The organism is Cupriavidus sp. YR651 (assembly GCF_900101625.1).
GTDB lineage: Bacteria > Pseudomonadota > Gammaproteobacteria > Burkholderiales > Burkholderiaceae > Cupriavidus.
Genome location: NZ_FMYZ01000002.1, coordinates 85,726 through 99,110, shown reverse-complemented (window position 1 = coordinate 99,110; position 13,385 = coordinate 85,726). Strand labels below are relative to the sequence as shown.

Below are 13,385 nucleotides of genomic sequence, written 5' to 3'. Positions count from 1 at the left end.
GGGTTCAGCCTCCCGTCACGGGTTGCACGAGATCGATCTGGTCGCCAGTGGAGAGTGGCGTGGCCGCATGCGCGGCGCGCGGCACGAACTGGCCGTTCACCGCCGCGGCAAACGGCGGCGCGATGGCGGCCGCCGTCACCGCGTCCGCCAGCGTGGCGGCATCGGCAAGGACCAGCGGTCGGCCATTGAGCAGGATTTCCATGATGGTGTCCTGGGTCTTTCTGTTAGTGCAGCAGGCCGCCGGCGGCCTCTGCCGCCGCGCCGTGCGTGCGCGATCCGGGCTCGCACACGGCCTCGATCATGCCCGGCCAGCGGATCGCCGCCGGCACCGCATGGGCGGCCGGGTCGCCAGCCAGCAAGGCACGCACCACGGCACAGGCGGCCTCGGTGACGGCAGGCGCAATCAGCCAGCCGTGGCGATACAGCCCGTTGACGCGCACCACGCGCGCCTGCTGGTCGACGCGAATCGCCGGCAAGTGGTCCGGCCGTGTGGGGCGGCGCTGCACGTTGAGTTCCAGCACGCGCGCCTCGCCAAACGCCGGGTGCAGCGAATGCGCCGCCGACAGCAGTTCCAGCGCGGAGCGCACGCTCATCGGCGAATCGTCCTCACTCTCGATCTCGGTCGCGCCGATCACGTAGAGGTCATTCGGCTTGGGCGCGATGTAGATCGGGTAGCGCGGATGCAGAAGCCTGACGGGCCGGTGCAATGTCACATCGGGCGCATGCACGCGGATGACCTCGCCGCGCAGGCCGCGCAGGCCCGGCATCGCCACACCGCCTTCGGTGGCGCGATTGGCCCACGCCGCGCGAGCGCCCAGCCCGCGGCAGTCCAGCACCACATCGGCGCGGATACCAAGCCCCGGTAATGCATCGGCGTCGATCTCGCCGGCTTCCCATACGCAATGCAGGCCTTCCTCGACCGCGCACGACAGCAGCGCCCGCATCGCGCCACGGTTGTCGAGCTGGCCTTCGCCCTGCAGCAGCAGGCCCTGCGGAAACCGTCCGGCCAGCGCCGGCTCTACCGCCGCCACGCCGTTTCCGTCCAGCGCGCGCAGCCGTTGCTGCACCAGCTCGGGCGGCGCCACGGCGCGCATGCGGCCGGTAAACAGCGACACCTCGCTGCGGTCCCGCGCGTGCCAGACCACCAGCGTGCCGTCTTCCTGGAAGAAAACCGGCTCGGGCAATTGCGCGAGCCAGGTGCGCCACAGATCGACACTGGCAACGCCGAGGTCGACGATGCGCCGCTCCGCAATCGCGGACTCCGCCAGCGGGGCCAGCATGGCCGCGGCCACGTGCGCGGCCGATCCGCTTCCATCCGGGCTGCCACGCTCGACCAGCGCCACGCGGGCGCCCGCGCGCACCAGCAACCAGGCGGATAACCGCCCGGCCAGGCCGGCACCGAGGATGGCGACATCGAAGGACTGTACTGCTGTCATGGGCTTGTTCTGCCGGCGACGCCGAATCGGTTGGCGTGCGCGCGGCCTCCTGTTGGTGAATTCCGCCGCGCCGCGTGGGGGCGCCGCGGGCGGGACTCGGGGTACTGCAGGGCATGGCGCGATGCCATGCCCCTGACTGCAAGGAACTGCCTACCGCTTGTGATTCTTGCGTTCTTACGAATAGATCTTCGCGCCCGACTTCACGAACTCGATCGACTTCTCCTGCATGCCGCGTTCGGCTGCGGGCAACGATGCCGCGTAGTCGCGCACTTCCTGCGTGATCTTCATCGAGCAGAACTTGGGACCGCACATCGAGCAGAAGTGCGCGATCTTGGCGCCTTCCGCCGGCAGCGTGGCATCGTGGAACGACCGCGCGCGCTCGGGATCGAGGCCCAGGTTGAACTGGTCTTCCCAGCGGAACTCAAAGCGCGCCTTGGACAGCGCATTGTCGCGCAGCTGCGCGCCGGGCCAGCCCTTGGCGAGGTCGGCGGCGTGCGCGGCAATCTTGTACGTGATGATGCCCTCGCGCACGTCTTCCTTGTCCGGCAGGCCCAGGTGCTCCTTCGGCGTGACGTAGCACAGCATGGCGGTGCCCATCCAGCCGATGTTGGCCGCGCCGATGCCGCTGGTGATGTGGTCATAGCCCGGGGCGATGTCCGTCACGAGCGGTCCCAGCGTGTAGAACGGGGCCTCGTAGCAGTGCTTCAGTTCCTCGTCCATGTTGGCCTGGATGCGCTGCAGCGGCACGTGGCCCGGGCCTTCGATCATCACCTGCACGTCGTGCTCCCACGCCTTGGCGGTCAGCTCGCCCAGCGTGCGCAGTTCGCCGAATTGCGCGTCGTCGTTGGAGTCCGCGATGCAACCGGGGCGCAGGCCGTCGCCGAGGCTGAACGACACGTCGTACGCCTTCATGATTTCGCAGATCTCGTCGAAGTGCGTGTACAGGAAGTTTTCCTTGTGGTGGGCCAGGCACCACTTGGCCATGATCGAGCCGCCGCGCGAGACGATGCCCGTCACGCGGTCCGCCGTCATCGGCACGTAGCGCAGCAGCACGCCGGCGTGGATCGTGAAGTAGTCCACGCCCTGCTCGGCCTGCTCGATCAGCGTGTCGCGGAACATTTCCCAGGTCAGGTCCTCGGCGATGCCGCCGGTCTTGTCCAGCGCCTGGTAGATCGGCACCGTGCCGATGGGCACCGGCGAGTTGCGCAGGATCCATTCACGCGTTTCGTGAATGTGCTTGCCGGTGGACAGATCCATGATGGTGTCCGCGCCCCAGCGGATCGACCACACCATCTTTTCCACTTCCTCGGCCAGCGACGACGTCACCGCGGAGTTGCCCAGGTTGCCGTTGATCTTGACGCGGAAGTTGCGCCCGATCGCCATCGGCTCCAGCTCGGTGTGGTTGATGTTGGCGGGGATGATCGCGCGGCCGGCGGCGATCTCGCGGCGCACGAATTCCGGCGTCATGTCTTCCGGACGCAGCGGCAGCGCCGCGCCCAGCGCGTTGCCCGGATGCTGGCGCAGCAGCGCCTTGTACTCGGGCTTGTCGTACAGCGCCTGCAGGTTCAGCGATTCGCGCAGCGCCACGTATTCCATCTCGGGCGTGATGATGCCGCGACGCGCATAGTGCATCTGCGACACATTCGCGCCGGCCTTGGCGCGGCGCGGGTTGGTCAGCTGGGCAAAGCGCAGGTGGGCCGTGGCCGGGTCGTTGGCGCGGTCGCGGCCATATTCGGAGGTCAGGCCCGACAGGATCTCGGTGTCGCCGCGCTCGTCGATCCACTTGTCGCGGACGTGCGGCAGGCCGGATTTCAGGTTGATGTGCACGTCCGGGTCGCTGTACGGGCCCGAGGTGTCGTACACGGGAATCGGCGGATTGGACATCTCGCCCTTGTCCGTGCGCGTGGACGTCTGCAGGATCGTGCGCAGCGGCACGCGGATGTCCGGGCGGCTGCCGGTCAGGTAGGTCTTGCTGGACGCCGGATAGGCAAATTTCTGATCGAGATCGCTTTCCAGCGATTCGAACGAAGCGGCGGGGGCAGTATTTCGGGCCATGGATATCGTCCTCTCTCTTGCGGGGGATGGACGAAACCAGGAGCCCTGTGAGCCAGCCTGCGCGGTGGTGCCGGAGGCGGGGTCCCGTTGCGGGACAGGAGCTGTTCGGTATTCATGAAGAAACTTCCCACGCCGGTACTAGCCGGATCGGGTTCGAAGGGACTCTCTCAGCCGCACGGCCCATCCGTACGGCACCCCTGTTTCATCCAACGGGGTGAATTTAAGCACAAGCCCCCGCCCCGCGCCACCTTGAATTTTGTTGCAGCTGTCGTGCGCCAGGGTATCGACCGGCCGATGCTGCGCTGCACGAATGCGTCGATGTGCGTATCGCGGCGCATCCCGCAGGGGGATCGCGCGTTTTCCGAACGCGGCAGTTGCCGTACCATGCCCCTAGCTGTCCTCGTCGCAATGCCAACCACGCAGCCAGGAGACGCCATGACCGCCCTTCCCGCCGCCGATTCCCCTGCCGGTATCCCCGCAGACGTGCTCGCCGGCTCCGCGCAGACCCACACCGTCTTCAACCAGGTTCCCGACCTCGCGCACTACAACCTGTTCGAGACGGACGCGACGCTGCGGACCGCGCTGGACCGGGTGGGCGGCGGCTGGCACGCGGAGACGCTGTCCACCTTCGGCGCGCGGCTGGGCCAACCCGATGTGCAGGCCTGGGCTGCCGACGCCAACCGTCTCACGCCGGAACTCCATACCCACAGCCGCACGGGCGAGCGGATCGACCAGATTGCCTTTCATCCGGCATGGCACGAATTGTTGACGCTGCTGCGCAGCCAGCAACTGCAGTCGCTGCCCTTCGCGCAACCGCGCGCGGGCGCATGGGCCGCGCGCACGGCGGGCTACTTCCTGCAATCGCAGATCGAGTCGGGATCCCTGTGCCCGACCACGATGACCTTCGCGAGCATCCCTGTGCTGCGCAAGGAACCGGCGCTGTTCCGCGACCTCGAACCGCGGCTCTACGCCGCCGGCCACGACGCCCGCGACCTGCCGTGGCGCGAGAAGACCGCGATCCTGATCGGCATGGGCATGACGGAGAAACAGGGCGGGTCCGACGTACGCGCCAACACCACCGTCGCCATGCCGGTTCGTGGCGAGGGCCGCGGGGCGGAATACGCGCTGACGGGCCACAAGTGGTTCTTCTCCGCGCCGATGTGCGACGCACATCTCGTGGTCGCCCGCATGGGCGCCGCCGATGGTCCACTGTCGTGCTTCTTCGTGCCGCGCTTCCGCGATGACGGCAGCAAGAATCCCATCCTGATCCAGCGGCTCAAGGACAAGCTTGGCAATCGCTCCAACGCCAGCAGCGAAGTGGAATTCCGCGGCGCCACGGGCATCCTGATCGGCGAGGAAGGGCGTGGCATCCCCACCATCATCGAGATGGCCACCAGCACGCGGCTCGACTGCGTGATCGGCAGCGCGGGACTGCTGCGCGCGGGACTGGTGCAGGCGCTGCATCACGCGCGCCATCGCATGGCGTTCGGCCGGTTGCTCGCGGATCAGCCGCTCATGCGCAACGTGCTGGCGGACCTGGCGCTGGAATCGGAAGCCGCCACCCTGCTGATGATGGCGCTGGCGAATGCGTTCGAGCAAGCCGATGACGATCCGCTCGCCGCCGCGTGGAAGCGCGTGGTGACGCCGGCGGCCAAGTTCTGGATCTGCAAGCGCGCGCTGGAGGCCACCGGCGAGGCCATGGAAGTCTGGGGCGGCAACGGCTACGTCGAGGAAGGCCCGATGGCGCGCCTCTATCGCGAGGCGCCGGTGAACTCGATCTGGGAGGGCTCGGGCAACATCATGTGCCTCGATGTCCTGCGCGCGTTGCAGCGCAATCCCGAGGATGGCGCGCGCATCCTGCAGGACCTGGCGCGGTTGGCCAACGGCCACGCCGCCGTGCGCGCGGAGCTGGCGTCCCTGCAGGCGATGCTGCGCGAACCCGCGGAGCACCTGGAGGCCAGCGGCCGCCGGTTTGCGCAGGGCCTCGTCCTGACGGCGCAGGCGGCACTGATGCTGGCGCATGGCGACCCCGAATCGGCCGAGCAGTTTGTCGCCAGCCGCCTTGGCCGCCAGCACGGGCGCGTGTTCGGTACGCTCGATGCCGATTCGGGCACGCTCCTGCGTATCGCCAATCGCGCCTGGCCGGCCTGAATCGCCCGATTCGCTGGATTCACCGGATTCACCGCTCACCCCGGACGGGATGCAGGCCTGACGCGCCCGTCCGCCCTCCCATGACTGATCCGGTGATTCGCGCTCCCCGTGGGCAGCCCAGCGTTTCAAACGTCCCGTGCGGACTTCGCACAGTCGATGCTGCAGTGCACATACTGCACCTTCAGGCGCCGTCGGCCCTGCCGTAAACCTTGAGGCGACGGGCTCCGGCCTGCTGCATACCCCAAGTCGCCATCAACGGGCTGCCGTGCCACAAGCATGTGCCGCAAACGCCTCATGAACATCAGCAAACGCCTGCTTCTTACGCTTTCCCTCGCCTTGCTTGCCCTGCTTTTCGTCGGCCTCGGCGGCATCTGGCAACTCAATCGATCGCAACAACGCTTCGATTTCTTCAACGACAACACGCTGGGCAGCGTGCGGCACCTGAACGCCGTCGCGGATGCCGTGGGCAACATGCGTGAAGGGCTGTACCGCCACGCGATGACCGACGACACCGCGGCGAAGGCCCAGGCCGAAGCGCTGCTGGCCAAGAGCGGCCAACGCTTCGACGAGTTGCTGGCGGTCTATGAGCGCGATGACATCGCCGACGATACCGATCGCAAGCTGCTCGCAGCCGATCGCGCCGCGGGCAAGCGCTATCGCGACGAATTCGCCGCATTCTTCGATCGCTCCAATAACAACGACTACGCCGCCACGCAGCAAATGCTGACCGCCGGCGCCATGCACGACGCTTCGATCGCGCTGCGCAAGGCCATCGACGAGCATGTCGCGTACAACACGAAGCTCGGCGACGAGACCGTGGCGGACAACAAGGTGCAGCACAAGTGGTCCGTGCGCGTGTTCCTGACCGTCATCGCCGCATCCGTCCTGTTCACGGGCTTCATGGCGTTGTCGCTCTACCGCCGGATCCGGCACAGCCTGGAAGACATCCAGGGCACGCTGCTGCATGTCAGCCAGTCGCTGGACCTCGATCACCGGGCGACGGTCGGCCAGCTCGATGAAATCGGCCTGACCGCGCAGTCGTTCAATACGCTGATCGAGCGCGTCGGGCAGACGCTGCGCGACGTGCGCCAGTCCAGCGATTCCGTCAGCGTGGCCGCCGCGCAGATCGCCGCCGGCAACACCGACCTGTCCGCCCGCACGGAGCAACAGGCCGCATCGCTGGAAGAGACCGCATCGAGCATGGAGGAGCTGACCACCACCGTGCGCCAGAACGCGGATAACGCCCGCCAGGCGAGCTCGCTCGCGTCCAACGCGGCGCTGGTCGCGGACGAAGGCAATCATGCCGTCCAGCAGATGGTCGATACGATGGGCGCCATCAGCGGCAGCTCGGAGCGCATCGCCGAAATCACCACGCTGATCGAGGGCATCGCGTTCCAGACCAACATCCTGGCACTCAACGCCGCCGTGGAAGCGGCGCGCGCCGGGGAACAGGGCCGGGGCTTTGCCGTGGTGGCCGGCGAGGTGCGCAGCCTGGCGCAGCGCTCGTCCAGCGCCGCCAAGGAGATCAAGGAACTGATCGAGAGCTCGGTCGATACGGTGCGCACCGGCTCCAGCCAGGCGCAGGGCGTGGGCAACACGATGACGGAGATCCGCCAGGCCGTGAAGCGCGTGTCGGACATCATCGCGGAGATCGCCGCGGCGTCGCAGGAACAGAGCGCCGGCATCGAGCAGGTGGGCCACGCGGTGGGCCAGATGGACCAGGTGACGCAGCAGAACGCGGCATTGGTGGAAGAAGCGGCCGCAGCCGCCCAGTCCCTGGATGAACAGGCGGGCAAGCTGCGCGAGACCGTGGGTCAGTTCCAGATGCGCAGCTGAACCACGCGGGAGGCGGGCGCCGCCTAGTCGGCGGCTACTGTCTCCCGTATTCGCAGCGTCACGTGGGGCGCATAGCGGATCAGATCGTGGGCGCGCTCGCCGATCATGATCGACGGCGCGTTGGTATTGCCGCCGATCAGCGTCGGCATGACGGACGCGTCCACGACACGCAGCCCCTCCACGCCCCGCACGCGCAGCTGCGGATCCACGACGGCCAGCGGGTCCATGCCCATGCGGCACGTACCCACCGGATGGTAAATCGTGTCCGCGCGACGGCGGATCATCGCGCGCACCGCATCGTCGTCGGTGCCATCCGCCTGCAATCCCTCCGAATACAGCTCGCGGCCGCCAAAGGATGCCAGCGGCGGCTGGGCAAAGATCTGCCGCACGATCCGCACGCCGGCCAGCAGGTCCTCCATGTCTTGTGGATCGGACAGGTAGCGGGGATCGATATGCGGGGCATCGCGCATGTCGGGCGATGCCAGCCTGACCTCGCCACGGCTGCGCGGCCGCAGCCCGCAGACGTGGCAGGAATAGCCATGCCCCAGGTTGAGGTGCCGCATATGGTCGTCGGCCATGCCCACCACGAAGTGGAGCTGCAGGTCCGGCTCGTCCAGATCCGGCCGGCTGCGCAGGAATGCGCCGGCTTCCGCGAAATTCGACGTCAGCATGCCGGAATGATCGCGCCGGTAGCGCAATATCTCGCTCACCAGGTGGCCCGCGCCACGCAGCGACAGGCCGAACAGTTCCGTCGCGGCCACGCGCTTGTGCAGGATGACGTCCAGGTGGTCCTGCAGGTTGCCGCCGACGCCGGGCAGGTCGTGCACCACGGCCACGCCGTGTTCGCGCAGGTGCGCGGCGGGGCCGATGCCTGACGCCATCAGCAACTGGGGCGACCCGAACGCCCCGGCCGACACGATGACCTCGCGTCGCGCGTGCAGGACGACTTCGCGGCCATCGCGCCACGCCAGCACGCCGACGGCACGCCGCCCCTCGAACAGGATGCGCAGCACCTGGGTGCCGGTCAGCACATGCAGATGCGCACGGCCGCCGTTGCAGGCGCGGTCGCGCGCGTTGCCGCCATGCAGGTAGGCGCGCGCGGCATTCCAGCGTTCACCGTTGTGCTGCGTGACCTGGAACCAGCCCACGCCCTCCTGCTCGTCACCGTTGAAGTCGTCGTTGCGCGGATAGCCAGCCAGCTGCGCGGCGTCGATGAAATGCTGGCCGAAAGGATTGGGCGAGCGCAGGTCGCTGACATGAAGCGGGCCGGTGCCGCCGTGCAGGGGATCGTCGTCATGGCCGGCCACGCGCTCGTTGCACTCCGCGCGGCGGAAGTACGGCAGCACGTCGTCCCACGACCAGCCATCGCAACCGGCGGCGGCCCAGCCGTCGTAGTCGCGGGGGCGGCCGCGCATGTAGATCATGGCGTTGATGGATGACGATCCGCCCAGGCCCCGGCCACGAGGCTGGTAGCCGCGCCGGCCGTCCAGCCCGTCCTGCGGCACGGTCTGGTAGGCGTAGTTGCGCGCGCCCGCACGCGGCAGGATGGCCGCGCACGCCGCGGGTGTGCGGACCAGCACATGATGATCGTGCTGCCCCGCCTCCACGAGGCCGATGCTGTCGTTCCCGCTGTCGGCCAGCCGGCCAGCCAGCGCGCAGCCGGCGGAGCCGGCCCCCACGACGAGATAGTCAAAGGTCATTTCCATCTGTATCCCCGTGAGTCCGGTGTCCGGCACGGCAATGCTGGTCTGGCATGCCCCCCGGTCCCGGTGGGCGCCTGCCGCGAAAATTCAGTGTAGGCGCTGGCGCCGGGGGGGAGAAGCGGCGCGGACGCCGGAACGGGCGCCGTCCGCCATCGCCCTGCACCGACCGTCATGAGCCGCGCGGGCCGCCGTGGCCGCCCCCTGCGTTTGAGGGCAGCCCTCCATTGCGATAACCGAAGGGTTCGCTTATGTTGCGCGATGGTATCTGGCACCCCCAGCCAGACCAGTCGGCCATCAGTCCTGCCCCGGTGAGAAGAAGGAGACCGCAAAAATGAGAGAAGTCCCCGCCATGTCCTCGGTGTTCGACGCGATGCGCGCGGCGTCGCGGCACGATCAAACCCCATCGTGGGAAATCCGGGCGGATCGCCTGCGCCGGCTGCGGCGGCTCGTGCACGCCAACCAGGAGGCGATCGCCACCGCCATCAGCGATGACTTCACCAACCGGCCCCGCCAGGAGACCGCGCTGCTGGAGACCTTTCCGAGCATCGCCGGCATCAATGATGCACTGCGGCACGGCAAGCGCTGGATGCGCGTGCGCCGGGCCCGCACCGGCCTCTGGTTCAAGCCGGGGCGCTCGCGGCTGATGCCGCAGCCGCTGGGCGTGATCGGCATCGTGGTGCCGTGGAACTACCCGCTGTTCCTGACCGTCGGCCCGCTTGCGGGTGCGCTGGTGGCCGGCAACCGCGCGATGATCAAGCTATCGGAATACACACCGCGCTTCTCGGCGCTGTTCGCCCAGCTGGTACAGGCCACGTTTGCGCCGGACGAGGTGGCGATCATCAATGGCGATGCCGAGGTTGCCAGCACATTCACCGCGCTGCCGTTCGACCACCTGCTGTTCACGGGATCGACCAGCGTCGGCCATCACGTCATGCGCGCCGCCGCGGCCAACCTGACGCCGGTAACGCTGGAGCTGGGCGGGAAGTCGCCGGCCATCGTCGGACCGGGCGCCGATTTCGACCACGCCGTGGAACGGATCCTGGTCGGCAAGCTGCTCAATGCGGGCCAGACCTGCATCGCCCCCGACTACGTGCTGGTGCCCGAAGCGCAACGCGACCGCTTTGTGGAATCCGCGCGCCGCTGCGTGAACCGGCTTTACCCCGGCCTCGCGCACAACCCCGATTACACGAGCATCATCAGTCCGCGCCACTTCGGGCGGCTGGTGTCGATGATCGAGGCTGCCGGCGCGGCCGGTGCGCGCGTGGTGCCGCTCACCGACGCCGCACCGGATGCCGACGCGCGCCGGCTGCCACCCGTGCTGCTGATGGATGTGCCGGATGACGCGATGGCGATGCAGGAGGAGATCTTCGGGCCCGTGCTGCCTGTGGTGACCTATCGCACCGTGGGCGAGGCCATCGGCTTCGTCAATGCGCGCCCGCGCCCGCTGGCGCTGTATGTGTTCGACAAGGGCGCCGAGGTGGTCGATCGCGTGATGCGCCAGACCGTGGCCGGCGGCGTGACCGTCAACGACACGCTATTCCATATCGCCCAGGACGACCTGCCGTTCGGCGGCGTGGGGCCGAGCGGCATGGGCGCCTATCACGGCGAGGCGGGCTTCGAGACGTTTTCCAAGCTCAAGCCGGTGTTCCATCAGGCCAGCCTGAATGGCGCCGGCCTGCTCAAGCCGCCGTATGGCAAGCGCTTCGAGTCGATGCTGAAGCTGTTGCTGCGCTGAATTTGCCCGATGCCGGGCCTCGTTCGCGGCGGCGCCTACGCGGCCAGCATGGGCCGCCCCAGCATGCGCGTCAGCACGGCCTCCGGCGAGTGCGTGTGATCGCTGATGGCTTGCGGATCGAGGTAGATGGTCTGCTCCATCATCGCGCGGCCGCGCATGGCGGCGTGCAGCAGCTGGTCGCTGAACACGATCCAGGTCGAGCCCGGCGGGAAGCGGAACTCCTGCTGCGGCACGGTCTTCTGGTAGTCCAGGTCCGCCTTGGCCAGGTCGTGCAGTTGCAGCATGCGGTGGTCATACTCGGATCGCGTGCGCTTGGTGATGTGCAACTGCTTCATCAGCCACGCCTGGCCGGGCCACATGCCGTGCGTCTTCGGCACGAAGTGCTTCGCAAAATCACCGAACGGCTCGCCCACGCGCCAGACGCGCGGCTCGGCGGGGTCGATGTTGTGGAATACGCGCAGCAACCGCTTGCCCAGCATCGGATTGGACGGGAATGAGTCCACGTGCAGCCGCGTATCGTCCTTGCGCCAGCTGACCGGGCGACCGGCGATCTGGCTCGGCCGCAGCGACGTGCCCGCGCGCGTCATGTGCGGGATGTACTCCGGAAACAGCGCGTGGATCAGCGATTCGCTCGATTCGGCATAACGGCGAATCAGCGCGTAGAGATCGGCCAGGTCCTTCTCGCTGCCGGTGGCGCCGCGCACGGCCCGGTCATCGGCGCGCAGGTTGATGTTCTTGGACTTGCCATCGGACCAGCGGCTGTCGAGGAAGCGCTCCTCGCCGGACTGGAAGGGGAAATGGAGGTTCGGGAAATACAGCACGGCGCCCTGCTCCAGCTCGCGGCGCAGCGTGGCGCGGGTCTCGGCAGCGACGGCGGGCGCCCAGTCGGTATAGGGCTGCGTGCGGATCAGGTCCAGGGCGGCGCCTGCCGGCACGGCGCCGGCGGCGGACTGGGGTACGAGGGTGGGCGTGTCGATGGACATGGCCATTCCGGTGGATTGCGGTTGCCCGGATTCTACTCCGCGACGTGCCGGCTGCCACGTGACGCCCGCGCAACAAAAAACCCCGCGGGTCCCGAAGGACCGGCGGGGTTTCACCTGACCGCGATGCGGCGGGTGCTTACAGGCCGGCGGCTGCGCGCAGGGCGGCAACCTTGTCCGTGGCTTCCCACGAGAATTCCGGCTCTTCGCGGCCAAAGTGGCCGTATGCGGCGCTCTTCTCGTAGATCGGACGCAGCAGGTCGAGCATCTGCACGATGCCCTTCGGACGCAGGTCGAAATGCTCCTGCACCAGTGCGGCGATCTTCTCGTCGGAGATCTTGCCGGTGCCTTCCGTGTACACGGTCACGTTGATCGGGCGGGCCACGCCGATGGCGTAGCTCACCTGCACCTGGCACTGACGCGCCAGGCCGGCGGCCACGACGTTCTTGGCCACGTAGCGGGCGGCGTAGGCGGCCGAGCGGTCCACCTTCGACGGATCCTTGCCGGAGAACGCGCCGCCACCGTGCGGCGAAGCGCCACCGTAGGTGTCGACGATGATCTTGCGGCCGGTCAGGCCGCAGTCGCCTTGCGGGCCACCGATCACGAAACGGCCGGTCGGGTTCACCAGGTACTTGGTTTCCTTGAGCATCTCGGCCGGCAGCACCGGCTTGATGATCTCTTCGATCACGGCTTCGCGGATCTGTGCCTGCGAGATGTCCGGTGCGTGCTGGGTCGACAGCACCACGGTATCCACGCTGTGCGGGCGGCCGTCGACGTAACGCACGGTCACCTGCGACTTGGCATCCGGACGCAGCCAGGGCAGGCGGCCGTCGCGGCGCAGTTGCGACTGACGCTCCACCAGACGGTGGGCGTAGTAGATCGGGAACGGCATCAGTTCCGGGGTCTCGTCGCAGGCGTAGCCAAACATCAGGCCCTGGTCGCCGGCACCCTGGTTCAGGTAGTCGTCGGACGCGCGGTCCACGCCCTGGGCGATGTCCGGGGATTGCTTGTCGTACGCCACCAGCACGGCGCAACCCTTGTAGTCGATGCCGTAGTCGGTGTTGTCGTAACCGATGCGCTTGATGGTGTCGCGAGCGACTTGGATGTAGTCGACGTTGGCCGTCGTGGTGATTTCACCAGCCAGCACTACCAGACCGGTGTTGCACAGGGTTTCGGCCGCCACGCGGGCGTACTTGTCCTGAGCAAGGATGGCGTCCAGGACGGCGTCCGAAATCTGGTCGGCGACTTTATCGGGATGACCTTCGGAAACGGATTCCGAAGTGAACAGGAAGTCGTTTGCCACGAGCTTATTTCTCCAGGTTGGCTATTGCGTGCCAGCGTTGGGAAACGGCGCGGCGACGCTTTAGCGGTATTTTCAGGCCACTCGGATAGAGCGGCATCGCCCCGCAAGTTGTCAGTTAACTCGGCGATACAGGCTATTATACGCGCCTGCCGTCTTCGCTGCATCGCGCCAATGAAGGCAGCGCCA

General features: G+C 67.7%; 9 protein-coding genes and 1 riboswitch. Of the genes, 3 read left to right on the top strand and 6 right to left on the bottom strand.

Features of this window, described 5'->3' with window-relative positions:
- Window positions 1–4 precede the first annotated feature (4 nt).
- The 3 genes from thiS to thiC form a co-directional block, all read right to left on the bottom strand.
- Window positions 5–202 (bottom strand): sulfur carrier protein ThiS, encoded by a 198-nt coding sequence (gene thiS / locus BLR29_RS06545; protein ID WP_092135624.1) that lies wholly within the window; start codon window positions 200–202, stop codon window positions 5–7.
- A gap of 22 nt (window positions 203–224) precedes the next feature.
- Window positions 225–1,436, bottom strand: coding sequence for an FAD-dependent oxidoreductase (locus tag BLR29_RS06540; RefSeq protein ID WP_092135622.1), 1,212 nt, complete (start codon window positions 1,434–1,436; stop codon window positions 225–227).
- A 174-nt stretch (window positions 1,437–1,610) separates the two neighbouring features.
- Window positions 1,611–3,491, bottom strand: coding sequence for a phosphomethylpyrimidine synthase ThiC (thiC, locus tag BLR29_RS06535; RefSeq protein ID WP_092135621.1), 1,881 nt, complete (start codon window positions 3,489–3,491; stop codon window positions 1,611–1,613).
- A gap of 107 nt (window positions 3,492–3,598) precedes the next feature.
- Window positions 3,599–3,700: riboswitch (TPP riboswitch) on the bottom strand.
- Between the two features lie 226 nt (window positions 3,701–3,926).
- Here thiC and BLR29_RS06530 point away from each other — a divergent pair.
- The gene (locus BLR29_RS06530; RefSeq protein WP_092135619.1) at window positions 3,927–5,642 is read left to right on the top strand and encodes an acyl-CoA dehydrogenase family protein; all 1,716 of its coding nucleotides are present in this window, start codon (window positions 3,927–3,929) and stop codon (window positions 5,640–5,642) included.
- A 294-nt stretch (window positions 5,643–5,936) separates the two neighbouring features.
- Window positions 5,937–7,478 carry a methyl-accepting chemotaxis protein gene (locus BLR29_RS06525; RefSeq protein WP_092135618.1) on the top strand — a complete coding sequence of 514 codons (1,542 nt, stop codon included), beginning with the start codon at window positions 5,937–5,939 and terminating at the stop codon, window positions 7,476–7,478.
- A gap of 23 nt (window positions 7,479–7,501) precedes the next feature.
- Here BLR29_RS06525 and BLR29_RS06520 read toward each other — a convergent pair whose 3' ends face one another.
- Complete coding sequence (locus BLR29_RS06520; protein ID WP_092135616.1) at window positions 7,502–9,184, bottom strand: GMC family oxidoreductase; 1,683 nt, start codon at window positions 9,182–9,184, stop codon at window positions 7,502–7,504.
- Window positions 9,185–9,512: 328 nt separating this feature from the next.
- On the opposite strand from BLR29_RS06520, the gene BLR29_RS06515 reads away from it, so the two are divergent.
- Window positions 9,513–10,916 (top strand): coniferyl aldehyde dehydrogenase, encoded by a 1,404-nt coding sequence (locus BLR29_RS06515; RefSeq protein WP_092135614.1) that lies wholly within the window; start codon window positions 9,513–9,515, stop codon window positions 10,914–10,916.
- A gap of 35 nt (window positions 10,917–10,951) precedes the next feature.
- On the opposite strand, the gene BLR29_RS06510 is transcribed toward BLR29_RS06515, so the two are convergent.
- The gene (locus BLR29_RS06510; RefSeq protein ID WP_092136608.1) at window positions 10,952–11,899 is read right to left on the bottom strand and encodes a Kdo hydroxylase family protein; all 948 of its coding nucleotides are present in this window, start codon (window positions 11,897–11,899) and stop codon (window positions 10,952–10,954) included.
- Between the two features lie 136 nt (window positions 11,900–12,035).
- On the bottom strand, window positions 12,036–13,199 hold the full coding sequence (metK, locus tag BLR29_RS06505) for a methionine adenosyltransferase (RefSeq protein WP_092135613.1): 1,164 nt from the start codon (window positions 13,197–13,199) through the stop codon (window positions 12,036–12,038).
- Window positions 13,200–13,385: the final 186 nt, after the last annotated feature.

What these genes read in the sequence shown, in the direction of transcription:
- thiS (WP_092135624.1), bottom strand. Translation starts at nt 202, where the DNA reads ATGGAAATCCTGCTCAATGGCCGACCGCTGGTCCTTGCCGATGCCGCC.
- BLR29_RS06540 (WP_092135622.1), bottom strand. Translation starts at nt 1,436, where the DNA reads ATGACAGCAGTACAGTCCTTCGATGTCGCCATCCTCGGTGCCGGCCTG.
- thiC (WP_092135621.1), bottom strand. Translation starts at nt 3,491, where the DNA reads ATGGCCCGAAATACTGCCCCCGCCGCTTCGTTCGAATCGCTGGAAAGC.
- BLR29_RS06530 (WP_092135619.1), top strand. Translation starts at nt 3,927, where the DNA reads ATGACCGCCCTTCCCGCCGCCGATTCCCCTGCCGGTATCCCCGCAGAC.
- BLR29_RS06525 (WP_092135618.1), top strand. Translation starts at nt 5,937, where the DNA reads ATGAACATCAGCAAACGCCTGCTTCTTACGCTTTCCCTCGCCTTGCTT.
- BLR29_RS06520 (WP_092135616.1), bottom strand. Translation starts at nt 9,184, where the DNA reads ATGGAAATGACCTTTGACTATCTCGTCGTGGGGGCCGGCTCCGCCGGC.
- BLR29_RS06515 (WP_092135614.1), top strand. Translation starts at nt 9,513, where the DNA reads ATGAGAGAAGTCCCCGCCATGTCCTCGGTGTTCGACGCGATGCGCGCG.
- BLR29_RS06510 (WP_092136608.1), bottom strand. Translation starts at nt 11,899, where the DNA reads ATGTCCATCGACACGCCCACCCTCGTACCCCAGTCCGCCGCCGGCGCC.